This is a genomic window from Rhodococcus ruber, from assembly GCF_027270735.1.
Lineage (GTDB): Bacteria > Actinomycetota > Actinomycetes > Mycobacteriales > Mycobacteriaceae > Rhodococcoides > Rhodococcoides rubrum_A.
In genome coordinates this window covers 104,698-128,241 of record NZ_JAPWIJ010000011.1, presented here as the reverse complement: position 1 = coordinate 128,241, position 23,544 = coordinate 104,698, and the positions used below count along the sequence as shown (strand labels likewise).

The 23,544-nt window shown below is 64.3% G+C and carries 23 protein-coding genes; 12 read left to right on the top strand and 11 right to left on the bottom strand.

Features of this window, described 5'->3' with window-relative positions:
• The first annotated feature begins 37 nt into the window (after positions 1–37).
• From O4220_RS23145 to O4220_RS23125, 5 genes are all read left to right on the top strand, one after another.
• On the top strand, positions 38–1,693 hold the full coding sequence (locus O4220_RS23145; RefSeq protein WP_269607869.1) for an FAD-dependent oxidoreductase: 1,656 nt from the start codon (positions 38–40) through the stop codon (positions 1,691–1,693).
• The gene (locus O4220_RS23140) at positions 1,690–3,162 is read left to right on the top strand and encodes an ATP-binding protein (protein ID WP_269607868.1); all 1,473 of its coding nucleotides are present in this window, start codon (positions 1,690–1,692) and stop codon (positions 3,160–3,162) included. Before O4220_RS23145 ends, O4220_RS23140 begins: the two co-directional genes overlap by 4 nt.
• A complete protein-coding gene (locus O4220_RS23135; protein ID WP_269607867.1) occupies positions 3,159–3,503 on the top strand; it encodes a UBP-type zinc finger domain-containing protein in 345 nt (114 codons plus the stop codon). Before O4220_RS23140 ends, O4220_RS23135 begins: the two co-directional genes overlap by 4 nt.
• 81 nt (positions 3,504–3,584) lie before the next feature.
• The gene (locus O4220_RS23130) at positions 3,585–4,253 is read left to right on the top strand and encodes a GOLPH3/VPS74 family protein (protein ID WP_269607866.1); all 669 of its coding nucleotides are present in this window, start codon (positions 3,585–3,587) and stop codon (positions 4,251–4,253) included.
• 10 nt (positions 4,254–4,263) lie between these two features.
• Positions 4,264–4,869 carry a DJ-1/PfpI family protein gene (locus O4220_RS23125; protein WP_269607865.1) on the top strand — a complete coding sequence of 202 codons (606 nt, stop codon included), beginning with the start codon at positions 4,264–4,266 and terminating at the stop codon, positions 4,867–4,869.
• On the opposite strand, the gene O4220_RS23120 is transcribed toward O4220_RS23125, so the two are convergent.
• Positions 4,849–5,196 (bottom strand): DoxX family protein, encoded by a 348-nt coding sequence (locus tag O4220_RS23120; RefSeq protein ID WP_269607864.1) that lies wholly within the window; start codon positions 5,194–5,196, stop codon positions 4,849–4,851. The genes O4220_RS23125 and O4220_RS23120 overlap by 21 nt on opposite strands.
• 79 nt (positions 5,197–5,275) lie before the next feature.
• Here O4220_RS23120 and O4220_RS23115 point away from each other — a divergent pair, with 79 nt between their 5' ends.
• Positions 5,276–5,605 (top strand): winged helix-turn-helix transcriptional regulator, encoded by a 330-nt coding sequence (locus tag O4220_RS23115; protein ID WP_269607863.1) that lies wholly within the window; start codon positions 5,276–5,278, stop codon positions 5,603–5,605.
• A gap of 45 nt (positions 5,606–5,650) precedes the next feature.
• On the opposite strand, the gene O4220_RS23110 is transcribed toward O4220_RS23115, so the two are convergent.
• On the bottom strand, positions 5,651–7,510 hold the full coding sequence (locus O4220_RS23110; protein WP_269607862.1) for a BCCT family transporter: 1,860 nt from the start codon (positions 7,508–7,510) through the stop codon (positions 5,651–5,653).
• A gap of 289 nt (positions 7,511–7,799) precedes the next feature.
• On the opposite strand from O4220_RS23110, the gene O4220_RS23105 reads away from it, so the two are divergent.
• Positions 7,800–8,717, top strand: coding sequence for a serine/threonine-protein kinase (locus O4220_RS23105; protein ID WP_269607861.1), 918 nt, complete (start codon positions 7,800–7,802; stop codon positions 8,715–8,717).
• 86 nt (positions 8,718–8,803) lie between these two features.
• Here O4220_RS23105 and O4220_RS23100 read toward each other — a convergent pair whose 3' ends face one another.
• Together O4220_RS23100 and O4220_RS23095 are read right to left on the bottom strand one after the other, a co-directional pair.
• The gene (locus tag O4220_RS23100) at positions 8,804–9,313 is read right to left on the bottom strand and encodes a hypothetical protein (RefSeq protein WP_269607860.1); all 510 of its coding nucleotides are present in this window, start codon (positions 9,311–9,313) and stop codon (positions 8,804–8,806) included.
• A 247-nt stretch (positions 9,314–9,560) separates the two neighbouring features.
• Entirely contained in the window at positions 9,561–11,042 is a 1,482-nt protein-coding gene (locus O4220_RS23095; protein WP_269607859.1) for an amino acid permease, read from the bottom strand.
• Between the two features lie 403 nt (positions 11,043–11,445).
• Between O4220_RS23095 and groL the strand changes: the two genes are divergently transcribed.
• Positions 11,446–13,071, top strand: coding sequence for a chaperonin GroEL (gene groL / locus O4220_RS23090; RefSeq protein WP_032380280.1), 1,626 nt, complete (start codon positions 11,446–11,448; stop codon positions 13,069–13,071).
• Positions 13,072–13,186: 115 nt separating this feature from the next.
• Here the strand turns inward: groL and O4220_RS23085 are convergent, their stop codons facing one another.
• Positions 13,187–13,540 carry a VOC family protein gene (locus tag O4220_RS23085; RefSeq protein ID WP_269607858.1) on the bottom strand — a complete coding sequence of 118 codons (354 nt, stop codon included), beginning with the start codon at positions 13,538–13,540 and terminating at the stop codon, positions 13,187–13,189.
• A 119-nt stretch (positions 13,541–13,659) separates the two neighbouring features.
• Between O4220_RS23085 and O4220_RS23080 the strand changes: the two genes are divergently transcribed.
• The gene (locus O4220_RS23080) at positions 13,660–14,448 is read left to right on the top strand and encodes an RsiV family protein (RefSeq protein ID WP_269607856.1); all 789 of its coding nucleotides are present in this window, start codon (positions 13,660–13,662) and stop codon (positions 14,446–14,448) included.
• A 30-nt stretch (positions 14,449–14,478) separates the two neighbouring features.
• Positions 14,479–15,381, top strand: a complete 903-nt coding sequence (locus O4220_RS23075) for an alpha/beta fold hydrolase (RefSeq protein WP_269607855.1) — start codon at positions 14,479–14,481, stop codon at positions 15,379–15,381.
• A gap of 9 nt (positions 15,382–15,390) precedes the next feature.
• Here the strand turns inward: O4220_RS23075 and O4220_RS23070 are convergent, their stop codons facing one another.
• From O4220_RS23070 to O4220_RS23055, 4 genes are read right to left on the bottom strand one after another with little or no spacing between them, the layout of a single operon-like run.
• Positions 15,391–15,714, bottom strand: coding sequence for a putative quinol monooxygenase (locus O4220_RS23070; RefSeq protein ID WP_269607854.1), 324 nt, complete (start codon positions 15,712–15,714; stop codon positions 15,391–15,393).
• Between the two features lie 46 nt (positions 15,715–15,760).
• A complete protein-coding gene (locus O4220_RS23065) occupies positions 15,761–16,786 on the bottom strand; it encodes an NAD(P)-dependent alcohol dehydrogenase (protein ID WP_269607906.1) in 1,026 nt (341 codons plus the stop codon).
• 5 nt (positions 16,787–16,791) lie between these two features.
• The gene (locus tag O4220_RS23060) at positions 16,792–17,571 is read right to left on the bottom strand and encodes an iron-sulfur cluster assembly protein (RefSeq protein ID WP_269607852.1); all 780 of its coding nucleotides are present in this window, start codon (positions 17,569–17,571) and stop codon (positions 16,792–16,794) included.
• A gap of 1 nt (position 17,572) precedes the next feature.
• Positions 17,573–18,616: an amidohydrolase family protein gene (locus O4220_RS23055; RefSeq protein WP_269607851.1), complete on the bottom strand. Its 1,044-nt coding sequence runs from the start codon at positions 18,614–18,616 to the stop codon at positions 17,573–17,575.
• A gap of 152 nt (positions 18,617–18,768) precedes the next feature.
• Between O4220_RS23055 and O4220_RS23050 the strand changes: the two genes are divergently transcribed.
• Positions 18,769–20,229 (top strand): helix-turn-helix domain-containing protein, encoded by a 1,461-nt coding sequence (locus tag O4220_RS23050; protein ID WP_269607850.1) that lies wholly within the window; start codon positions 18,769–18,771, stop codon positions 20,227–20,229.
• An 18-nt stretch (positions 20,230–20,247) separates the two neighbouring features.
• Positions 20,248–21,201: a non-homologous end-joining DNA ligase gene (gene ligD / locus O4220_RS23045; RefSeq protein ID WP_269607849.1), complete on the top strand. Its 954-nt coding sequence runs from the start codon at positions 20,248–20,250 to the stop codon at positions 21,199–21,201.
• A 70-nt stretch (positions 21,202–21,271) separates the two neighbouring features.
• Here ligD and argG read toward each other — a convergent pair whose 3' ends face one another.
• Positions 21,272–22,687: an argininosuccinate synthase gene (gene argG / locus O4220_RS23040; RefSeq protein WP_269607848.1), complete on the bottom strand. Its 1,416-nt coding sequence runs from the start codon at positions 22,685–22,687 to the stop codon at positions 21,272–21,274.
• 54 nt (positions 22,688–22,741) lie between these two features.
• Entirely contained in the window at positions 22,742–23,449 is a 708-nt protein-coding gene (locus tag O4220_RS23035) for a FadR/GntR family transcriptional regulator (RefSeq protein WP_269607845.1), read from the bottom strand.
• Positions 23,450–23,544: the final 95 nt, after the last annotated feature.

The window sequence follows — 23,544 nt, the reverse complement described above, 5'->3', positions numbered from 1 at the left end:
TGCTCATGAGGTTGGTGAGTATCAGTCCTGGAGGGTCATGAAACCGGTCATTCTCAGCGTCGACGACGATCCCGGAGTATCCAGATCGGTCGCCCGCGACCTACGCCGCCGCTACGGCGAGCAGTACCGCATCGTGCGCGCCGAATCCGGTGCCGGGGCACTGGACGCACTCAAAGAACTCACGCTGCGCGGCACCCCGGTTGCCATTCTGTTGGCCGATTACAGAATGCCCCAGATGAGCGGCATGGAATTTCTCGAACAGGCCATGGACCTCTTCCCGACGGCCCGCCGCATTCTGCTCACCGCCTACGCGGACACCGACGCAGCGATCGACGCCATCAACGTCATCGATCTCGATTACTACCTGCTCAAGCCCTGGGATCCGCCCGAGGAAAAGCTCTACCCCGTGCTCGACGCCCAGCTCGAAGCCTGGTGCGCGTACGACCACCGAGCCGTCGAGGACACCAAGATCGTCGGCCACCGCTGGTCTGCGCGGTCGTCGGAGATTCGCGAGTTCCTCGCCCGCAACCAACTGCCCTACCGCTGGTACATGTCCGACGAGTCCGAGGGCGCGCGACTGCTGGCCGCGGCCGGTGTGGCAGACGACCGGCTTCCGGTCGTCATCACCACCGAGGGTGATGCGTTGATCGAACCGTCCGACGCCGAACTCGGTAACCGGCTCGGCCTGACCGTGTCGCCGTCGGAGGAGTTCTACGATCTCGTCGTGATCGGCGGCGGTCCGGCAGGACTGGGAGCGGCTCTGTACGGCGCGTCGGAGGGGCTGCGGACGACGCTGATCGAGCGGACCGCGACGGGCGGCCAGGCCGGTCAGAGCTCCCGCATCGAGAATTACCTGGGATTTCCCGACGGGGTCTCGGGTGCGCAGCTGGCCGAGCGAGCCCGGCGGCAGGCGTTGAAGTTCGGTGCCGAGGTCGTCACCACGCAGGACGTGGTGGGTCTCGACGTCAACGGATCGGCGCGCACCGTGCGGTTCGCGGACGGCCGCAGCATCAGTGCGCAGACGATCATCCTGTCCACCGGCGTCGCATATCGACGACTCGACGCACCCGGAATCGACGACTTCACCGGCCGGGGCGTGTTCTACGGATCTGCGATGACCGAGGCCGCGCGCTGCGCCGAGCAGGACGTCTACATCGTGGGCGGCGCGAACTCGGCCGGGCAGGCAGCGGTGTACCTCTCGCGCGGGGCCAAGTCGGTCACCATTTTGATCCGTGCCACCTCGCTCGAAGCGTCGATGTCGTACTACCTGATCAAGCAGATCGAAGAGAATCCCAAGATCAGCGTGCGGCCGTGTACCGAGGTCGCGGGCGTGGCAGGCGACGGTCACCTCGAGTCGATCACGCTGCGCAACCGGGCCACCGACGAGACCTCGACCGTCGACGCGCAGTACCTGTTCCTGTTCATCGGGGCTGCCCCGCGTACCGAGTGGCTCGACGGAGTGCTCGTTCGGGACGATCATGGATTTGTGGTCACCGGACCGGATCTCGTCACCGACGGACGCGGACCCGCAGGGTGGACGCCCACCCGACTTCCGCATCACCTCGAGACGAGTGTGCCCGGGGTGTTTGCAGCCGGGGACGTTCGATCCGACTCGGCCAAACGGGTCGCGTCGGCAGTGGGAGAGGGAGCAATGGCCGTGATGTTGGTGCACAGATATCTGGCGAACCCGTGAGCAGCACGGCCGCATGTGATCCGGAGGAGTTACGGACGCTGTTTCTGTTCGAGCATCTCACCGACTCGCAGTTGGCGGAGCTGTGTCGGGACGGGCGCATCGAGACCATCGAACCGGGTCCGGTGTACGCCGAGGGCGACCCGGCGACGTGCTTCTACGTCTTGATGGACGGTGCCGTTGTCCTCTCCAAGCTCTCGGGCGGCGAGGATCTGGTGATCAACAGAACGTCGCAACGCGGGGTGTATGCCGGTGCGTGGCAGGCATATCTGGGTGATCGGGTGCCGCAGACTTACCAGGGTTCGATGCGGGTGAGCGAGCCCTCACGCTTCTTCGTACTCGACGCGGACTGTTTTGCATCGATCGTGCGCGAGTGGTTTCCGATGGCCCTACATCTGCTCGAGGGACTGTTCTTCGGAAATCAGAACACCAAGCAAGTGGTGGAACAGCGAGAGCGCTTGCTGGCGTTGGGTTCTCTGTCGGCCGGGTTGACGCACGAGCTCAACAACCCGGCGGCGGCCGCTGTGCGGGCGACGTCTGCGTTGCGCAATCGGGTGGGGCACATGCGGCAGAAGTTGGCGATGATCGCCGGCGGCACCCTCGACCGTGCGAGCCTGGCGCGTCTGGTCGAACTGCAGAACGAGGCCGTGGAGTTGGTGGCCAAGGCACCCAAATTGACGGCAATGGAGGCGTCGGACCGCGAGGACGAACTCGGAGAGTGGTTCGAGGACAAAGATATTCGAGACGGCTGGGATCTGGCCCCCACCTTCGTCTCGGCGGGGCTCGATGTGCCGTGGCTCGATCGGGTGTGCGCGACCGTCGACGATCCGGCCATGCTCGAGGGCGCGATTCGGTGGCTCAACTACACGGTCGAAACCGAGTTGCTGATGAACGAGATCGCGGATTCGACCACGCGAATCTCCACGCTGGTCGGTGCCGCGAAGCAGTATTCGCAGATGGATCGAGCGCCGTACCAGACCGTCGACGTGCGGGAATTACTCGACAGCACGCTGATCATGCTGGGGCGCAAGATCGGTGACGATATCCGCGTGGTGAAGGAATACGACCCGTCGGTGCCGCCCATTCCCGCCTACGCCGCCGAACTCAACCAGGTGTGGACGAACCTGATCGACAATGCCGTGCAGGCGATGGGATCCACGGGAGTGGAGCCCGCAGGAACGACCAGGAAAGAGAAGGGCACACTGACGGTGCGCACGTCGTTGGACGAGGATCAGGTGCAGATCGAGATCTGTGACACCGGACCCGGTGTGCCGCAGGAGATTCGGTCACGCATCTTCGAGCCGTTCTTCACCACCAAGGCCGTCGGCGAGGGTACGGGTCTCGGCCTCGACATCTCGTGGCGCATCGTGGTGAAGAAGCACCAGGGTGACCTGCAAGTCGTGTCCGAACCTGGAAACACGCGCTTCATCGTGAGACTGCCAGTCCAACCCGCTGTCGAGGAGGCATCATGACCATCGAAGGTATCGACCCGCAGGTTCCGCCGTCGGGTCCTGGCTGTGTGGAGTGCACGCAGGCGCAGGGCTGGTGGGTGCATCTGCGTCGGTGTGCGCAGTGCGGTCATATCGGGTGCTGCGATTCCTCGCCGTCGCAGCACGCCAGCAAGCACGCCGAATCCACTCGACATCAGTTCGTGCGGAGCTACGAACCCGGCGAGGAATGGTTCTACAACTACGCCGACGAGCAGATGTACGACGGTCCGGAACTTGCTCCGCCGCAGCATCATCCACTCGATCAGACGGTTCCCGGCCCGCGTGAACGGGTGCCGTCGAACTGGCAGAGCTTGATGAACTGACCCGTTCGGCACCGGTGAAACAAGTGGTATCGACGAGATGAACACCGCAAATCGGGTGAGCGTTGTGGGTAACCTCGCCCCATGACGTTGATTGCGGAGGATCTGCTGCTGTTGTTGCTCGACGACGAAACGGGCAAACCGTCGGCCGACAGCACGAAGTTGCCGCGGGTGCTGGCTGGTGCGTTGGTCGTCGAGCTCGCGATGAGTGGATCTCTGCGCATCACCGGCGCCGATGAGCAGCTGAAGAAGGACCACGTGGTCGTTGCGGGCGATCCGCCCGAAGACGAACTGTTGCGCCGTGTGTTCGATCTTGTGGCAACGGCGTCTCGCCCGATGAAGCCGCAGAAGGTGATCGAGAAGTCGCAGAAGAATCTGACCAAGGATCTGGCCGCCCGTCTGGTGGCGCAGGGATTCGTCACCGAGACGCAGGACAAGGTGTTGGGGTTGTTCCCGACGACGACGACGTGGCCCGCGCGCGACACCTCACGGGAGAAGGTACTGCTCGATGCTCTGCGAAGCGCGCTCGTCGACGGCACAACTCCTCAGCCGCATTCCGCGGCCCTGATCTCGCTCGTTTCGGCAGTGGATCTCACTCACAAGGTCATCACAGATGCCGACAAGAAGCTGGTGAAGAAGCGAGCCAAGGAGATTGCCGAGGGTGAGTGGGCAGGAGAGGCAGTGCGCAAGGCCGTTTCGGATGTGAACGCCGCGGTGATGGTGCCCGTCATCGTCTCGACCACGAGCAGCTGAAGGTCAGGTTATGAGTAGAAGCATTGCGATTCTGTTGTTCGACGACGTCGAGGTGCTCGATGCATGCGGTCCGTTCGAGGTGTTCTCGGTGGCCGATCGGGTTGCCGAACGTGCCGGTGGTGCAGCACCTTTCGAGGTCGTACTGGTGGGCATAGACGCCGCGCCCGTGCGCGCTCGAGGTGGCATGAGGATCGGCGTCGACACCACGATCGACGATCGGCGGACCTACGACCTCGTCTTGGTTCCCGGCGGCATCGTCGACGCGGTCGAAGCGGACGGCCGAGTTCTGGAGTGGCTGCGGCGAATTCGGCCCACCGCAGAGGTTGTCGCGTCGGTGTGCACCGGTGCGTTCGTGCTCGCGGCGGCGGGACTGCTCGACGCGCGTCCGGTGACGACGCATTGGGAAGATCTGGAATTGCTGCGGACAAGGTGGCCTGCGCTCGTGGTGCACGAGGGCGTTCGATACATCGATCACGGCGATCTGGTGACGTCGGCCGGCATCAGTGCCGGTCTCGACCTCGCGCTGCATCTGGTCGCGCGGTGGGCGGGCGCGGATCACGCCCTCGCCACCGCGGGCCAGATGGATTACGACTGGTCAGGCGCTGAGCACCCGTAGGACCAGCGCGACGACGGCGAACACGGCGAGCCCGGCGGCTGGGGCGAAGTCCTTGTCCTTGGCCCGAAGGTGGGCGGCGACCGCACCGACGAAGTAGAGGATGACGCCGACAGCAGCTGCTGCACCGATGGGCCAGACCAGCAGGCCGACCAGGAGGCCGATGGCACCGAGTATCTCCGCGTAGGCCAACCACGGAATCTTGTCGGCGGGGACGCCCACTTGCTCGAGCATCGGAATGACGGAGGGATTCTTCGTCAGTTTGCCGATCGCCGAGAACGTGAGCGCCACGGCGAGCAGTACCGAGACGACGAGGGTTGCGATGAACATGATCCCTGCTTTCATTTCTGGGGCCACTAGGAAATCAGAAGTAGCAAGGCGGACTGTAGCACCTCGGTATGGTGGAGTCATGGTCGCGAACGAACAGCCTCATGACCCCCGTGCCTGTGACGGAGCGTTGACCAAAGCTTTCGGTTTTCTCGGCAAGCGATGGAACGGAATTCTTCTTGCGACGCTGATGAACGGGCCGATGGGATTCTCGGACCTGCGCCGCGCCGTCGGCGGCATCAGTGACTCGGTGCTGTCGGAGCGACTCGGAGAACTCGGCAAAGCGGGACTGGTGGCGCGCGCAGTCACGGACGGGCCACCCATCTCGGTGGAGTACAGCCTGACGACGTCGGGTGAGGCGCTGCTGCCGTCGCTCGAGGCGCTCACCGACTGGGCATCGAAAAACCTCTGACCCCCGCAACGCCTGTTGCGAGGGTCAGAGAGTGGTCGAGACGAATCAGTTGGGGTTGTTCTGGTTCTGTCCTTCGGCCGAGTCGGCGAACTCCTGAGTGTCGAACACCTCTCCGCCGAGGGGATCGACGGGAGCGTTGTCGCCCGAGTATTCGACGGCCCCGGTTTCGGGATGGACCTCGAGTTGTTCGGTTCCGACCTCGTGCACTGCGAGTACGACGCTGCCGCCGGCGCGCGGCGATGTCAGTCCCTCACGGGAGGGTGCCAGACCCGAGAACGTGGTGGAGATTCCGGCAGTGGTGCGCTTACGCGGTGCGGACTGGGGCGATGCGTCTGTCTCGGCGTCGGCGACCTCCGAGGTGGTGGTCACCCGCACGTACCTCGGGGTGGTGGCGACGTCGTAGCGGAAGGCCTTGAGCATCGACACGCACGCGAGCACCAGGATGATCGAGAATGGCACTGCCGTGGCTATCGACATCGTTTGCAGGGCCGTCAACGATCCTGTTCCGCCGATGAGGAGCAGAACCGTTGCTGCCACGCCTTCGAGAATCGACCAGTACACGCGGGTGATCTTCGGGGGCTCCAGATCGCCGCCGGTGGAGAGGATGTCGATGACCAGCGAGCCGGAGTCGGAGGACGTCACGAAGAAGAACACGATGACGAAGATCGCCAGCACGCTGCTGATCGTGGCCAACGGCAACGTGTCGAGCAGCTGAAACAGACTCGTGTTCGTGTCGACGGCACCGTCGACCAACAGGTCGCCGTTCTCGCGCTGACGCAGGATGCCGGCGTCACCGAAGATGGTGAACCACAGCGATCCGATGATGGTCGGTGCCAGCAGCACTCCGAACACGAACTCGCGGATGGTGCGGCCGCGTGAGATGCGGGCGATGAACATGCCGACGAACGGTGCCCAGCTCATCCACCAGCCCCAGTAGAAGATGGTCCAGTCGCCGGTCCAACCGTCATCGGAGAACGGTGACGTGCGCAGCATCAACTCCGGCAACGCTTGAATGTAGCCACCGAGGTTCTGCACCCAGGACTGCATGAGAAACAGGCTCGGTCCGGCGATCAGGACGAAGACGGCCAGAGCTGCGGCCATTCCCATGTTGATGTTCGAGAGCCACTTGAGCCCTCGTGAGACTCCCGACACCACGGAGAACGTGGCAAGACCGGTGACGAACGCGATGATGATGACCGTCACCCAGTTGTTCGTATCGACCCAACCCAGGTATTCGAGGCCGGCCGAGATCTGCTGCACGCCGAATCCGAGCGAGGTGGCCACGCCGAACAATGTGCCGATGATTGCGATGGCGTCGATCGCATGGCCGATGCCACCCTCGATGCGCTTGCGTCCCAAGAGCGGCTCGAGCAGCCAACGCACGGACAGCGGGCGTCCCTTGCGGTACGTCATGTAGGCCAGCCCGAGGCCGACGACGACGTAGATGGCCCAGGCGTGCAGACCCCAGTGGAACAGGGTCAGCTCCATCGCCTGACGGGCTGCCGGATCGGTGCTGCCGGGAACACCGCCGGCCTCGGGTGGCGTGACGTAGTGCGAGAGAGGTTCGGCGACGCCGTAGAACACCAGGCCGATACCCATGCCGGCGCTGAAGAGCATCGCGAACCAGGACAGAACGCCGAACTCGGGCTTCTCGTCGTCGCGGCCGAGGCGGATGTTGCCGACCTTGCTCAGGCCGCAGTACAGCGCGAACACCACAAAACCGGTGGTGGCCAGGATGTACCACCAGCCGACGCCACTGGTGATGGCGTTGTTGAGCTTGTCGAACGCGTCGGCGGCAGTGCCGGCATAGATCACCGAGAAGGTGATCATGACGAAAATGACGATAGATGCGGGGACGAAGACCGGCTTGAGCAGGCCGCCCCACGCTTCTTTTACTGCTTTCACTTACTTGACTTCCTTACAACTCGAGTCGAGGTGATCGGCTGACCACTATTGGTTTGCCGTTCTTTTTCCCTTGTTTTGGTCAAGTACCGGTAATCACCATAAACGACGTCGGCACGGGCGGCGAAACGTGACGGAGCCGGTGAGCTGGGGGGACAAGCCCGCGTCGAGAGTCTGCCGAGTCGCCGCGAGCACCCGAACGGACTACAGTTCTGTCGATGCTGCGGTCTCGCCCGGTCGTCCCCTCGTGGAGTCGATGTGCCGCGAGTAGTGCTGCTGCACAGGAGATTCGGTGAACCCCGGTCGGTTGCAGCCCGGAGCGGATTTCGCGGGTTTCCGAGTGCAACGGCGCCTCGGGGTCGGCGGGATGAGCGAGGTGTACCTGGTCCTCGGTCGCGGACATGATCGGCTCGAAGCGCTGAAGGTTCTCGATCGTGATGCATCACGGTCACCGCGACTCCGCACCAAATTTCGGACCGAGGCCACCGTTGCCGCGCTGTTGGTGCATCCGAACATCGTGTCGGTGCACGAACACGGTGAGTTCGAGCATCAGCTGTGGATGTCGATGCACTACGTCGACGGGTACAGCGCGGCGCGGCTGGTCGCTCGCGGACAGATCGCACTCGACGTCTCCCGGGTGGCGCGCATCGTCGCCGAAGTGGCCAAGGGGCTCGACTACGCCCACTCGAACGGCGTCGTGCACCGGGACGTCAAGCCGTCGAACATCCTCATCTCCACCGAGCGGGTGGACGGCTACGAGCAGGTGTTGTTGTCCGACTGGGGAATTGCGCGTCTGGTCGACGACTCGGCGCCGCTGGTCGTCGGTGGAACGGTGCTGGCGTCCATCCACTATGCGGCCCCGGAACTGCTCCGCGGGGGAGTGCTGAGCGCGCAGACCGACGTCTACGCATTGGGGGCGACCCTGGTCGAATTGCTCACCGGGCGAACGCCGTACCCCTTGGCTACTCCACTGGCGATCACTGCAGCTCATCTGTCGGCCGACCCGCCTGCCGTGACGCGGCGGCGGCGATCACTACCGCGGGGACTCGACGCGGTCGTCGCACGCGCATTGGCGAAAAACCCAGCCGATCGTTTCGAGACCTGCGTGGACCTGGCCGACGCCGTTGCTGCCGCTATCGCCGCGGGGGTTCCGGAACCGCCCGTGCGGCGCTCACCGTTCACTCGATCGAGATGGCTCAGGTTCTCCTGACGATCGGGTGAGCTGCACGTGTGGGAGACGAAGGCATGACGGTGCCCCGCCGCATGGTCGCGGCGGGGACCTCGGATACGACCGAGTCAGAAGCTGAAGGCTGATCCGGTGGGGAGGCAGACTGATCCGGTGCAGCTGGGGGCGGCGCTGCCGACTGTGAGGGTTACTGGTTCGCTGGTCATTTGGCTTTCTCCGAATGCTGAAGCGAATCCGGGTGTTCCATCGACGAGTTGGTTCGAGCCGTTTGTAGTTGTGTAGCAGAACCATTCGACTGTGTAGGTGCCGTCGGGGACGTCGGAATCGACCACCGTGAGTGTGGAGTTCTGGGGGGCTTCGGGGGACGCGTCGGCATAGAGCACGCCGCCGATCAATACGTCGCCGTTGGGGTCAGCTTCGGCGAAGCCGCAGTCTGCGGGCGCGTAACCGGGTTGCGTGGCGGTGAAGAGTGCGGAGACAGTGTTGCTGCCGTCTGGGTTCGGCGCGGAGCTGAATGCCACAGTGGCGTCACCGGGTGCGGCTGTGGCTGGTGCGGCGGTGAGGAATGCGAGGGGTATCGCCGCTAGTACGGCGAGTGCTGTGGTCAGGGTTGTGCGCATGTGGTGGGCTGCTTTCGTTTTGTTCGGCTCCCGACCGATTTGTCTGATGCTGCCACGTGCGCTGATGCTGGACTCGTTATATCGAGAATCGGCCATCCGACGGCCCGGGTTCGCGCACTCGAAGCACAGGGGCAGTTCCTCGGGCCGCATCATTACAGTGACCATCGGCCGTCAAGACATCTTGACGGCATGAGCAGGGCCCCGCATCGACTCGATGCGGGGCCCTGTTCCTCGGGGTGTGTAAGGGTCACTCCTCCGGTTCGGTCGGACGGTTGGCCACCACCGGGTACTGACCGGTGTAGCCCAGGCGTTCCTCGGCGACGGTGAGGACCTTGGTGCGTACCAGGTACCAGCCACCGATCAGCGCGGGAATGATGACCACCAGGGTGGCGATGGTCCACGACCCAATTGGAGCGTCGAAGGCCATCAGTACCAGCACGCCGAACAGGAACACCAGCGTCGCGTAGCTGGTGTACGGCGCGCCGAAGAGGCGGAACTTGGGCCGCTCCACGATGCCCTTCTTGGACCAGCGGTACAGCTGGATCTGGCACAGCACGATGGTTGCCCAGCTGGCGATGATGCCCAGTGCAGACATGTTCAGCACGATCTCGAACGCCTCGCCGGGGGCGATCGCGTTGAGGGCGACACCGAACAGGGTGATGAAGCAAGTGAGCAGAATGCCGCCGAACGGCACCCCGCCCTTGGTCATCTTCTTGGTGAACTCCGGCGCGCTGCCGTTCATCGCCATCGACCGCAGGATGCGGCCGGTCGAGTACAGGCCGGCGTTCAGGGACGACAGTGCCGCGGTGAGCACCACGATGTTCATGATGGTGCCCGCACCGCCGAGGCCGATGCTCGAGAAGAACGTCACGAACGGTGAGGTGCCGGACTGGTACGCGGTGTACGGCATCAGCAGTGCGAGCAGTACGAGCGACCCGACGTAGAACAGTGCAATACGTGCGATGACCGAGTTGATCGCCCGCGGCATGATCTTCTCCGGGTTCTCGGTCTCACCTGCCGCTGTGCCTACCAATTCCACTGCGGCATAGGCGAAAACGACACCCGAGATGACGATGACCAGCGGCCACGCGCCCGACGGGAACAAGCCGCCGTTGTCGGTGATGAGACTGATGCCCGGCATCTGGGTACCGACGGGGATCCGGCCTGCGAGGAACACGACGCCCACGATCAGGAACGTCACCAACGCGATGACCTTGATGATGGCCGCCCAGAACTCCATCTCGCCGAACCACTTGACCGAGACGAGGTTCAAGCTCATGACGATGACCAGTGCGATCAAGGCGATGGCCCACTGGGGGATCACCTCGAAACTGCCCCAGTAGTGCATGTACGTCGCGATGGCGGTGACGTCGACGATGGCCGTCATCGCCCAGTTCAGGAAGTACATCCACCCGGCGACGAAAGCGGCCTTCTCGCCGAAGAACTCACGCGCGTAGGAGACGAAACTGCCCGAAGACGGACGGTGTAGTACCAGCTCGCCGAGGGCGCGCAGAATGAAGAAGACGAAGATTCCGCAAAGAGCGTAGGCGAGGAAGAGGCCGGGCCCGGCGCTGGCGAGGCGTCCGCCCGCGCCGAGGAACAGGCCGGTGCCGATGGCGCCGCCGATCGCGATCATCTGCAACTGCCGAGGTTTGAGGCCCTTGTGGTAGCCCTCTTCCTCGTGGTCCATCGCCGAGTTGTCGTACGAGGTGTCGACCGTATCGGACATGTTTCGATCCTTGCTGTCGGATTTGTAGGGTTTTGTCCGAATTTTGTGACGTCGAAGGTGTTGTCGCTCAACGGTATTAGCGTCGAGGGTTCCATGCACAGTATTCGGATGTTAACAACGCGTACGGGTGTGAACAGTGCGTGACGAATGGCGGCTCGGCTGAGCATCTGCTCGAGACTGCGTCGCGCGGAGGCGTCGAGCATGGGGTGCGGTGATTCGCTGGCGGCGGACGACCTTGCACTCGCCATGGTCGAGTGCTAGAAATGCAGTTGGCACTCTCGACACGTGAGTGCCAGGTCGGGACACGGTGAGGCCGGGGAATCAACGACACCCCTGGTCGTCCGTCGCGGGCACCGAGCTCGGCCAGCAATGTGTCACCCCCAATCCGGAGGATCACTTCGCAATGGCCAAGATCATCGCGTTCGACGAAGAGGCACGCCGTGGCCTCGAGCGAGGCCTCAATGCCCTCGCCGACGCAGTAAAGGTGACGTTGGGCCCCAAGGGTCGCAACGTCGTACTCGAAAAGAAGTGGGGAGCTCCCACGATCACCAACGATGGTGTTTCCATCGCCAAGGAGATCGAGCTCGAAGATCCCTACGAGAAGATCGGTGCCGAGCTCGTCAAGGAGGTCGCCAAGAAGACCGACGACGTCGCAGGCGACGGCACCACCACCGCTACCGTTCTCGCCCAGGCACTCGTCCGTGAAGGCCTGCGCAACGTCGCAGCCGGCGCGAACCCGCTCGGCCTCAAGCGCGGCATCGAGAAGGCTGTTGCAGCCGTCACCGAAGCCCTGCTCGCGTCCGCCAAGGAGATCGACACCAAGGAGCAGATCGCTGCTACCGCTGGCATCTCCGCAGGCGACCCGTCCATCGGCGAGCTCATCGCCGAGGCAATGGACAAGGTCGGCAAGGAAGGCGTCATCACGGTCGAGGAGTCCAACACCTTCGGCCTGCAGCTCGAGCTCACCGAGGGCATGCGCTTCGACAAGGGCTACATCTCGGCGTACTTCGCCACCGATGCAGAGCGTCAGGAAGCCGTCCTCGAAGACGCGTACATCCTGCTCGTCAGCTCCAAGATCAGCACCGTCAAGGACCTGCTGCCCCTGCTGGAGAAGGTCATCCAGTCCGGCAAGCCGCTCGTCATCATCGCCGAGGACGTCGAGGGCGAAGCCCTCTCCACCCTCGTGGTGAACAAGATCCGTGGCACCTTCAAGTCCGTCGCCGTCAAGGCTCCCGGATTCGGTGACCGTCGCAAGGCGCAGCTCGCCGACATCGCCATCCTCACGGGCGGCGAGGTCATCAGCGAAGAGGTCGGCCTCTCCCTGGAGACCGCCGGACTCGAGCTGCTCGGTCAGGCACGCAAGGTCGTCATCACCAAGGACGAGACCACCATCGTCGAGGGCTCGGGAGATTCCGACGCCATCGCCGGTCGCGTCAACCAGATCCGCGCCGAGATCGAGAACTCCGATTCCGACTACGACCGCGAGAAGCTGCAGGAGCGCCTGGCCAAGCTGGCCGGCGGCGTTGCAGTCATCAAGGCCGGAGCCGCAACCGAGGTCGAGCTCAAGGAGCGCAAGCACCGCATCGAAGATGCCGTGCGTAACGCCAAGGCAGCCGTCGAAGAAGGCATCGTCGCCGGTGGCGGCGTGGCACTGCTCCAGGCAGCGCCCGCACTCGACAACCTCAAGCTCGACGGTGACGAGGCAACCGGCGTGAACATCGTTCGCGTCGCACTGTCCGCTCCGCTCAAGCAGATCGCATTCAACGCAGGCCTCGAGCCCGGCGTCGTTGCGGACAAGGTTGCGAACCTGCCCGCAGGTCACGGCCTCAACGCCGCGACCAACGAGTACGAGGACCTGCTCGCTGCAGGCATCAACGACCCGGTCAAGGTCACCCGCTCGGCACTGCAGAACGCAGCGTCCATCGCGGCTCTGTTCCTCACCACCGAGGCCGTCGTCGCCGACAAGCCCGAGAAGGCCGGAGCGCCCGCTGGCGATCCGACCGGTGGCATGGGCGGCATGGACTTCTGAGTCCCTTGTTGCACTGAAGAAGCCCGACTCCGCTCCGCGGGGTCGGGCTTTTTCGTTCGAATCGGGTGCAACCAGCCGTGCTCAGCGCGGTCAGCTGCACACGATTCCGAAGCAGTCAGTCCCGGTGATACGCGATGTTGATGACATTGCCGTCGGGAGCGCGAACGAAGAAGCGGCGCACACCCCATGGCTCGGTGGTCAACGGGTACACGATCTCGTAGCCCAGTTTCTGCGCTTCGGCGTACGCGCCGTCGACATCGTCGGTGAGCGCCGACAGCACCGAATCCTCCGGTGCGCTGACATCTCCGGTCACCAGTTGAACGCTGACCGGGCGATCGGGCGACGTCAGCCGCGCGACCCACCCCATATCGAACTCCTCCGAAGCCAGACCGAGGAACTCGGAGTAGAACGACTTGGCCGCGTCGACGTTCGGTACCCGCAGATTGGTGATGATGCTCGTCGTTCTCATCGAACTCCCTCCGAGCGTGGACCGGTCGATGCCCTGATCTGTTCGACGCTAACAGCGGAGTTGCCTCGCATGTCGGGCTTTGTCGTGGTCGATCGAGCTGCCCGCGGTTAAGGTCGGTCATGACTCGTATCGGCTCGATGACCGTTGCACTCGCAGTGACCGCGGCTCTGGCGGGCTGCTCCACCTCGGGAACCGCCACGTCGGTGTCAGCGCCGACGACCACCGCTGCACCGGTTACGGCCGAGAGCGCCGAGCCGACGAGTACAACTCCGCCCACTACCTCGAATGCCGTCGAGCCGTACGTCGTCGGCAGCACTCGGATCACCGGATCGACGGAGCATGCCACCTACGACGTCGCCATTCCGCAGCTCAGTGGTGGGGATCCCGCCGTGACGGCGGAATTCAACGAGTCGATGCGCGCTGCGCTCCAAGATCAGATCGACGGCGACTACGGATACGACTTCGCCCTCAGCGACGGCTACTCGACGGGTGCGACCTACGTCGGGCGACGCGTGATCAGTGCCGAACAGATCACCGATTGGATCGCCGTTCCGCCCGGAGCGCACGGTAATTCACTGCTTGCGACCGTGACGATCGACGCCGACACCGCGCAACCGATCTCTCTCGGCGATGCCTTCACCGACCTGGATTCCGGTCTGGCCAGGCTGTCCGAACGAGCAGCGGAGATTCTGCCGACCACCCGGGCAGGCGAGAACTTCGAGCGCCCGGGCATCGAGCCGACAGTGGCCAACTTCGGCAACTGGACGGCATCACCGGAGGGGATGAACATTCACTTCGGGGACTATCAGGTGGGTTCCTACGGCATCGGCCTCATCACGATCACCGTCCCATGGACCGACCTGTCCGACGTCCTCGCTCCCGGTATGGAGGACGTGTTGAGCAGCTGACCCTCGGCCCCACAATGCGAACATGGACCGATGATGATTCGCGCAGGGGTGCTGGATGTGTCGTTCGACCGCGTCGGTGATCCGGCGGGCCGCTCGGTGGTGTTGTTGCACGGTTTTCCGTACGACCCGCGCAGTTACGACGACGTCGCCAGGCTGCTCGCCGAGTCCGGTTACGACGTGGTGGTGCCGTACCTGCGCGGCTTCGGACCGACCCGGTTCGTTGACGCGGACACGATGCGCTCCGGTGAGCAGGCCGCAATCGGCCACGACCTCCGTGAATTGATCATCGCGCTGGAGCTGAACGAGCCCATCGTCGCGGGCTACGACTGGGGTGGGCGAGCAGCGTGCGTCGTCGCCGCGCTGTGGCCGGAGCTGGTGTCGGGCCTGGTGAGCGTCTCCGGATATCTGGTCCAGGACATCGCTGCCGCTGTGTCCACGCCGGTGCTGCCACACCTCGAGAAGCGGTACTGGTACCAGTACTACCTGCACTCCGAGCGGGGCCGGGCCGGGCTGGCGGCCTACCGCGCAGAAATCGCACAGACGCTGTGGACGGATTGGTCGCCTACCTGGCGGTTCGGTGACTCCGAATTCGCAGCCACTGCACCCTCTTTCGACAACCCCGACTTCGTGGACGTGACCGTGCATTCCTACCGGCACCGATACGGCGTCGAGGGCGGGGACGCCGCCTATGCAGAAACGCAAGAATTGCTGACACAGCAGCCGAGGATCACGGTGCCCACGGTCGTGATCGATCCGCCCGAGGACACCGTCGCCTCGCTGTACGGCAGCCCGGACCACGCGTCGCACTTCACCGATCTGATCGATGTTCGTCAGGTCGATTGCGGCCACAACCCGCCTCAGGAGTTGCCCGGGCAGTTCGCCGACGCCATCGTGACGCTGGGCCAGGTGGTCCGGGATCGTCAACGGCCCTAGCTGAACGAACTAGTCGACCGCGAGCTCGCCCAGTTCGTTCCAGTCGGTGCCGTCCACCTCTTGGCTGATGATCTTCGGCGTCTCCTGCAGGTACGGCGGGAGATCCTTCTGGGCCTGCTCGAAGTGATCCGAGTTCACGTGCGTCGCACCGGCATCGGGATCCTTGAACGCCTCCACCAGGACGTACTCGGTCGGGTCGTCGAGGGTACGCGACCAGAAGTACCAGAGACATCCTTCTTCGGCCTGGCACGCTTCGGTGAAATCGCGTGAGATCTCGGGCCAGTTGTCGGCGTGCTCAGGCTTGACCTTGAACTTGGCGGTGATGAAGATCAACGTTGCTCCTTCTAGTCGGTGTGATGCTGGTGGGTACTACCCGGTTTCACGGTACGAGAATCGCGCGTCCGCGAACCCGTCCGTTGTCGAGGTCGTCGATCGCACTCTGAAAGTCGTCCAGTGCGTAGGTCTGCGTGTGCAGGTTGACGGCACCGCGTGCGGCGAGGGACATCAGATCGCACAGGTCGTTGTAGGACCCGACGAGATTGCCGACGATGTTCTTCTCCGCCGAGACCAGGTCGATGGTCGGCACGTCGACGTTCTCGCCGTACCCGATGACGTGATAGTCACCGGCCCGCCTGGTCATCGCCAATCCTTCTGCGGTGGAGCCGTTCTCGCCGACGAAGTCGAGTACCACCTCGGCCCCGAAGCCGCGGGTGAGTTCCATGACCTGATCGACCTGACTGCCGTCGGCGACCACCGCGTGATCTGCGCCCAGGGTGAGCGCCAGCTTCACGGCATCGGCATTGCGGTCGATGACGATCAACTCGGCCGGGGACAGCGCCTCGAGCACCTGAATGCCGATGTGGCCCAAACCGCCTGCTCCGATGACGACGCACTTGTCTCGCGGTGTCAGTCGCCTGGCCGCCTTCGCGGCCGCGTGATAGGCCGTCAGGCCGGCATCGGCCAGTGCGGCTACGGCGGACGGTTCGAGTGAATCGTCGATCTTCACGACTGTCCTGGCGTTGGTCCGCAGATAATCCGCGTACCCGCCGTTGGTGTCGATGCCGGGGAAATCGCTCGTCTCGCAATGGACATCGTCTCCGGATCGGCAGGCGCGGCACAACCCGCACGTCACCAGTGGATGCAGGATCACCTTGTCGCCCTCGCGCACGTTGGTGACGGCCGAGCCGACGGCATGGACCCACCCGGCATTCTCGTGCCCGATCGTGTACGGCAGTGTGACGCCGGACTTTTCGGCCCATTGGCCTTCGAGGATGTGCAGATCGGTGCGGCACACGCCGGCCCCGCCGATCTTGACGATGACGTCGAGCGGGCCCTGTACTTCCGGAATCGGAACCTCGGTCATCTCCAGATTCTTGTGGTACCCGACCACCTGGACTGCGCGCATCGTGCTCATCGTGACTGCTCCTGTGTAGTGCCGTGCTGGACGGTGAGGGTGGTGAGGGGGATGAACGCGCCTTCCATCCGAGGTACTTGCTGCTCCTCCGACCCCGGGTAGCGGGTCTGCAGCAATCCACGACAGAAGTGCGCGTTGCCGTCGATCGAGACGCGGGTGGCGCGGGCGCGCCGCATCACCATCGTCAGATCTCCGGTGTGCGGGCGTCCGGTGTGATCGACCAGAGCCGGAGCGGCCGGGTCGACCCTCAGCCCGAGTGCCTCACGTCGGCGAAGCAGCGCGGTCGAGGTGCGATCGTCCGCTAGATCTCCGAGAACCACTGCAGCCAAGTCATTTTCGGTCGAGTCGGGATTGGCACGCAACCATGCCATGAGCGACCGTTCCATCGCCGCCACATATGCCTTGCGTCGGAACGTCGCTCGTAGTTCCTCGAGGTCCTCCTCGGCCTCGTGCCCGAAAGTGCCTCGGTAACCTGCGTCGGCGGCGAGGCCGGCGTTGATCTTGTCCGAGTCGTGGTGATCGTCCAGTTCGACGAGAACGTGCTCGGTCCACGGCAACGCCGTCAGCACGTCCTTGGAGTCTCCCGCCATCAGGTACGCGAAGTTCGGCGAACAGAACGACGTCGGCAGTCGAAGATGAACGTGCACTGTGCCGTCGTCGACCTCGAGGGATCGGACGAAGCCGAGATCGGTGATGGGCTCGTCCAATTCGGGATCCAGGACGACTCCGAGGGCGGTGTACGCCTCGTCCTTCCTGGTAGACGTAGCGGTCGTCATCTCACACCGCCGCGAGGTCGGCGCGTTCGGGCTGACGAGGACCGGTCTCGGTCTCGTCGGCGTCGGGCAGCTGCAGCTCGGCGGGCACCGGGATGTCGTAGAGCTTGGCGGCGTTGAGTCCGAGCACCTTCTTCTTCTGCTCGAGCGTGATGGGCGCGTATTCGTCGAGGGACTCGTGGATCTGGAAGTCGACGAATCCCTCGACCAACCACTTGGGTGTCCACAGCGCGTAGTCGGAAGAGAAGAAGATGCGGTCCTCGCCGAGCCAGTACAGCAGTTCACCCATGATCTGACCGAAGTACTTCGGGCGCGTGTGCATGAACGGAATGGCCACGGCGAGGCCGGCATACACGTTGGGCTCCTGGGTGGCGATCCAGCAGAAATCCTCGAGCCGGGGCAGTCCGCAATGTTCGACGACGAAGTTCAGATCGGTGAAGTCGGTGGCCACGTGATCGACATCGGCGACGTCGAATGCATCGCGATCGAGCGGACGGATGGTCGGCCCCTTGTGCACGTGGATGTTCTTGATGCCGACCTCGCGGCACACTTCGAGGTAGCGCCGCGTCCAGTCGTCGTCGAGCTTGTAGCCGCGGGAGTCGCCGTGCCACTCGGCGGTGTAGAGCTTGACGCCCTTCAGCCCGAAGCGTTCCGCGTCGGCACGCAGTTGGTCGAGGCCACGCTCGCCGTTACGCGGGTCGAAGTGGTGGTTGTAGGTCAGTTTGTCCGGATGTGCGGCGGCAAGTGCCGACGCTTCCTCCGTTTGCCCGAACCCGGTCTTGTAGAACTCCCCGAGGTGCGCCGGCTGGAAGATCGCGTGATCGACGTATCCGATGTCGAACAGGTCGTGTATCAGCCGCTCGCCACCCTGGTAGAGGTACTCGTCGTACGTCCACAGCTCGCTCTCGGGGGAAAGGTTGCGGTGATAGTCGTAGAAACAGTCGATGAACTGCTTGCCGTGGATGTTGCGTTGGTTCTCCTGCCGCGCGTCCCACAGGGCGACGTGGGCGTCGACGATGAAGAAGTTTTCGCCGTTTTTCGTGTACATGCGTGAGCCTCCCAAAGTGCGGTTCGTGACATGGGTCATGTTTGCCTGTGCACGACGGTAAGGCGGTGGGGCCGCCTCGAGAGCCTCTCGCTGTCTCAATTCGAGACGATCGAAAGATCGGTATTGCGACCTGCGAATGTAACGTGGGTCACATGGCTGAATCGGAGGGCCTCGCGCGAGCCCGACTCCACTCGGAGCCCCTCGCTGCCGTCTCGCACCGTCTTCTCGCATCCTGGCACCGCAGTCAGCGGTACGGCGTCTCGCTGGACGAGGTTGCTCCCGTGTTCTCGGGAACCTACGACGGCGAATCCCTGTTCTACCGGTGCGGCAGGGAAGTGCTCGACGGTCTGCGTGACACGTTGGCGAACGAGCCGGTGTCGATGATGCTGACCGACGCCGACGGTCTCGTACTGGATCGGGTGAGCGCCGACCGCGAACTCCTCGCCGCACTCGATCGCGTCCATCTGGCACCCGGGTTCTCGTATGCCGAGGACCAGACGGGGACCAACGGACTCGCGCTGGCGCTCGCGGATCGGGTGCCCGCGGTGGTCAGAGCCGACGAGCACTATTCACTGTCCCTGGCCGGGTACACCTGCGCGGCCGCGCCGGTCCTCGATCCACTGACCGGCCGGGTCGAGGGGTGCGTCAATCTCACGACGTGGTCGCAGTCGTCGTCGGATCTGCTTCTGGCCCTTGCTCAATCGGCGGCCGGGAACACCTCGGCGATGATGCTTGCGCGATCGCAGGGCCAGCAGCCTCGGCCGGCCCCGCGCGGTGAGGTGTTCCGGGTCGAGACTGCGCACAGCGGTGCGGGATCCGGCATCGTCGACGACCTTTCGCCGGCGTGGCGCACCGCGTTCGGCACCGCGAGATCGGCTCTGGCCGATCATGGTTCGGTATTGATGGTCGGCGAGGCAGGATCGGGTCGAGCCACCGTCCTGGCCCGAGCGCTGCGGGCATCGCGGCCCCGTGGCCGGATCCTCAGTGCCGGTGCACCGGCTGCCCGTGACGCCGAATCTTGGCTCGACCTGTGGACGCCCGAATTGCCGAAACCCGATACCGCAGTGGTCATTCGTGACGTCGACAGGCTGCCCGCCCGCGCTGCGGACACGTTGGCCGAGCTTCTGCGCCGGGCGGGAGCAGGCGTGCCGGTGACCGTGACGGCATCCAACTACGACGACGTTCCGCATGCACTCGCGGGATTGCTGCGCACGGTCGTCGAATTGCCCGCACTTCGGCATCGACCCGACGACATCGCGCCGCTCGCGCTGCACCTGGCAGGACGAGTACGTGGCCGGGCCGTCACGCTGACCGGCGCGGCCGAGCGAGCACTGCGTGAATACGCCTGGCCGGGCAACGTGGCGGAAGTAGCGACGGTGATGCACCACGCCGCTGTTCGCGCCGACGTCATCGGCGTCGAACACTTACCGCCGGAGGTGCTCTCACACACCACCCACCGGCTCACCCGCATCGAGACGTTCGAGCGCGACGAGATGATCCGCGTACTCACTCGCCCCGGCATCACGATGAGCGAGGCGGCGGAGGAGCTGGGCATGAGCCGCGCGACCATCTACCGCAAAAGAGACCGTTACGGCATCACGCTGCGTTCTTGATCGCTTACCCTCGACCTCATGGCCAGTAGCTCTCCGTCGATCGAGTTACCGGTCGGTGACCGCGTCGTCCGCATCTCCAATCCCGATCGGGTGTATTTCCCCGAGAGCGGTGCCACCAAGCTGGATTTGGTGAACTACTACCTGAGCGTGGGCGACGGCATCGTTCGCGCGTTGCGGGAGCGCCCGTGCATGATGCACCGTTTCCCCAAGGGCCTCGCCGGCGACAAGGTGCACCAGAAGCGCGTGCCCAACGGAGCGCCGCCGTGGCTCGAGACCGTGCAGGTGACGTTTCCCCGCTACAACCGCACCGCGGACGAGCTGTGCGTGACGGAGTTGGCGCACGTGGCCTGGGCTGTGCAGATGTCCACCGTCGAATTTCATCCGTGGAACAGCCGCCGCGCCGACGTGGAGATGCCCGACGAGTGGCGCATCGACCTCGATCCGATGCCCGACTGTTCCTTCGACCGAGTCCGACGCGTGGCCGGAGTGGTGCAAGAAGTGCTGGGAGATCTCGGCGCCGTCGGCTGGCCCAAGACCTCCGGCGGGCACGGGCTGCACATCTACGTTCGGATCGACCCGGCCTACGGATTCAAGGACTTACGAAGGGCTGCACTGGCTTTCGCGCGTGAAGTGGAGCGTCGAGCACCGGAGGACGTGACGACGACGTGGTGGCGCAAGGATCGTGATCCGTCGAAACTGTTCGTCGACTACAACCAGAATGCCCGTGATCACACCATCGCCAGCGCGTATTCGGTGCGGGGAAATCAACAGGCGACGGTGTCGACGCCGATCTCGTGGGACGAAGTAGCGAGCGTGGATCCGCGCGAATTCACGATCTACACAGTGCCTGCCAGATTCGCCGATCTGGGTGACCTGCACGCGGGCATCGACGACGCGGTATTCGCCATCGACGAGCTTCTCGAGTGGGCGGAGCGCGACGAGCATGAAGGGCTCACCGAGCCCGAAGACTGACCGCCGAACTCGAAGTTGTGGACGGAAATCGGCGGAAATCCGTCCATAACTTCGAGTTCGGCGATCAGCTCTAGTCAGTGCCGGACTCGATGGCGGCGTGGTCCAGAGCCGAGGAGTCCACCGCACTGCCGGGGCTGCTTGCGGCGATGGCGTCGGCTCCGCCTGCGGGCAGTTCGCCGATCAGGTCGCCCCAGGCCGTGAGCTGATTCTGCGCGGCGTACTGCTCGAGTTTGCTGCGGGAATCGGCGATGTCGAGGTTGCGCATCGTCAACTGACCGATGCGGTCGCCGGGGAAGAAGGCCTGGCCCTGGCTACGTTCCATCGACAGCTTCTCGGGGTGGTAGCTGAAGTTGGTGCCCTGGGTGTCGACGATGGTGAAGTCCTGGCCGCGGCGCAGACGTACCGTCACGCTGCCGCTGACGACGTTGCCGACCCAGCGCTGCAGACCTTCGCGCAGCATCAGTGCCTGCGGGTCGAACCAGCGTCCCTCGTACAGCAAGCGTCCGAGTCGTCGGCCCTCGTTGTGGTAAGACGCAACAGTGTCCTCGTTGTGGACGGCGTTGACGAGTCGCTCGTAGGTGATGTGCAGCAGCGCCATGCCCGGGGCCTCGTAGATGCCGCGGCTCTTGGCTTCGATGATGCGGTTCTCGATCTGGTCGCTCATACCGAGGCCATGGCGCCCGCCGATGGCGTTGGCTTCCATGACGAGGTCGACGGCGCTGTCGAAGGTCTTGCCGTTGATGCGGACCGGGCGGCCGCGCTCGAACTCGACGGTGACCTCCTCGGCGGCGATCTCCACCTCGGGGTCCCAGAAGCGGACTCCCATGATGGGGTTGACGATCTCGAGGGACGTGTCGAGGTATTCGAGGCTCTTGGCCTCGTGGGTGGCACCCCAGATGTTGGCGTCGGTGGAGTACGCCTTCTCGGCGGAATCGCGGTAGGGGAGCGTGCGCTGGGTGAGCCACTGCGACATCTCGTGCCTGCCGCCGAGCTCGGCCACGAACGCCTCGTCGAGCCAGGGCTTGTAGATCCGAAGCTGCGGATTGGCGAGCAGGCCGTAGCGGTAGAACCGCTCGATGTCATTGCCCTTGTAGGTCGAGCCGTCGCCCCAGATCGAGACGCCGTCTTCCTGCATCGCTTTGACCAACATCGTGCCGGTCACTGCGCGGCCCAGCGGAGTGGTGTTGAAGTACGTCTGCAGCGACGAGCGGATGTGGAACGCGCCGCAGGTCAGCGCAGCCAGTCCCTCCTCGACGAGTGGCTCACGGCAGTCGACGAGCCGCGCCTGCTCGGCCCCGTAGGCCAGGCCGCGCTCGGGCACATCGGACAGATCCGGCTCGTCGTACTGGCCGATGTCTGCGGTGTAGGCATACGGAATCGCGCCGTGCTCGCGCATCCATGCCACGGCCACCGATGTGTCGAGACCGCCGGAGAATGCAATGCCGATTCGTTCGCCGACCGGGAGGGAGTTCAATACCTTCGTCACGGGGGGCAGCCTATCGGGGGTCGTTCCGCAGGCTCCACTCCCAGCCTAGTAGTACTACTGATCCGGCCGATCGGCGAGCGACTCCACTGCACTGCGGACGGCATCGAGGTGCGCAGTCATGGCATGCGCAGCGTCGTCGTACCGGCCTGATCGGATGCCGTCGACGATGGCATCGTGCTCCACATTGGATTGCTGCTGGCGGTGGGCGACGAGATTGAGGGTCTCCGATTGCCGCGTCAACGCATCCCGGATGTCGACGATGATCGCCTCGAACACGCGGTTCTTGCTCGCCCTTGCGATGGCGGTATGGAACTGTGCGTCCAGCAATACCCAGGCCTCGTGGTCGTCCTCGGAGCGCATCTCGTCGGCCAGCCCGGCGAGCACCGTCAGCTCCTCCTCGGTGCGACGCTCCGCGGCCCAACCGGCCGCGGGGATCTCCACGTGGGGGCGGGCCTCCATCAATTCGCGGGCGGCGTAATTGCCGATGTCGAGGTCGCTGCCGACCCGATCGCGCACGACGAAAGTGCCCAGGCCCGTTTTGGTTTCGGTCAAGCCGAGGGCATGGCACGAGCGCAGAGCCTCACGGATGACGGAACGGCTGACGCTGTGTCGGGTGGCCAGCGCGGCCTCGGACGGCAGCTTTTGCCCGACGGGAAGATCTCCCGACGCGATCGCTGCGCGCAGGTCTGCGAACACCGCCTCGGCTGCGCTCATGCGGGCATTGGTGGGCGCACTGACTGCCCAGCTGTCCGACAGGTTCATAACGTGATCCTAGCCTGGGGTTGACCAACGAGGTGTTCTGCGCCACACTCTACCTGTCAGACAGCCGGACAGCTGGACACCCCCACTTAGGAGCG

Bases quoted from the DNA above. Each gene is read 5' to 3' on its own strand.
- O4220_RS23145 (WP_269607869.1), top strand. From the start codon at position 38: ATGAAACCGGTCATTCTCAGCGTCGACGACGATCCCGGAGTATCCAGA.
- O4220_RS23135 (WP_269607867.1), top strand. From the start codon at position 3,159: ATGACCATCGAAGGTATCGACCCGCAGGTTCCGCCGTCGGGTCCTGGC.
- O4220_RS23130 (WP_269607866.1), top strand. From the start codon at position 3,585: ATGACGTTGATTGCGGAGGATCTGCTGCTGTTGTTGCTCGACGACGAA.
- O4220_RS23125 (WP_269607865.1), top strand. From the start codon at position 4,264: ATGAGTAGAAGCATTGCGATTCTGTTGTTCGACGACGTCGAGGTGCTC.
- O4220_RS23120 (WP_269607864.1), bottom strand. From the start codon at position 5,196: ATGTTCATCGCAACCCTCGTCGTCTCGGTACTGCTCGCCGTGGCGCTC.
- O4220_RS23115 (WP_269607863.1), top strand. From the start codon at position 5,276: ATGGTCGCGAACGAACAGCCTCATGACCCCCGTGCCTGTGACGGAGCG.
- O4220_RS23100 (WP_269607860.1), bottom strand. From the start codon at position 9,313: ATGCGCACAACCCTGACCACAGCACTCGCCGTACTAGCGGCGATACCC.
- O4220_RS23095 (WP_269607859.1), bottom strand. From the start codon at position 11,042: ATGTCCGATACGGTCGACACCTCGTACGACAACTCGGCGATGGACCAC.
- groL (WP_032380280.1), top strand. From the start codon at position 11,446: ATGGCCAAGATCATCGCGTTCGACGAAGAGGCACGCCGTGGCCTCGAG.
- O4220_RS23085 (WP_269607858.1), bottom strand. From the start codon at position 13,540: ATGAGAACGACGAGCATCATCACCAATCTGCGGGTACCGAACGTCGAC.
- O4220_RS23080 (WP_269607856.1), top strand. From the start codon at position 13,660: ATGACTCGTATCGGCTCGATGACCGTTGCACTCGCAGTGACCGCGGCT.
- O4220_RS23075 (WP_269607855.1), top strand. From the start codon at position 14,479: ATGATGATTCGCGCAGGGGTGCTGGATGTGTCGTTCGACCGCGTCGGT.
- O4220_RS23065 (WP_269607906.1), bottom strand. From the start codon at position 16,786: ATGCGCGCAGTCCAGGTGGTCGGGTACCACAAGAATCTGGAGATGACC.
- O4220_RS23060 (WP_269607852.1), bottom strand. From the start codon at position 17,571: ATGACGACCGCTACGTCTACCAGGAAGGACGAGGCGTACACCGCCCTC.
- O4220_RS23055 (WP_269607851.1), bottom strand. From the start codon at position 18,616: ATGTACACGAAAAACGGCGAAAACTTCTTCATCGTCGACGCCCACGTC.
- O4220_RS23050 (WP_269607850.1), top strand. From the start codon at position 18,769: ATGGCTGAATCGGAGGGCCTCGCGCGAGCCCGACTCCACTCGGAGCCC.
- ligD (WP_269607849.1), top strand. From the start codon at position 20,248: ATGGCCAGTAGCTCTCCGTCGATCGAGTTACCGGTCGGTGACCGCGTC.
- O4220_RS23035 (WP_269607845.1), bottom strand. From the start codon at position 23,449: ATGAACCTGTCGGACAGCTGGGCAGTCAGTGCGCCCACCAATGCCCGC.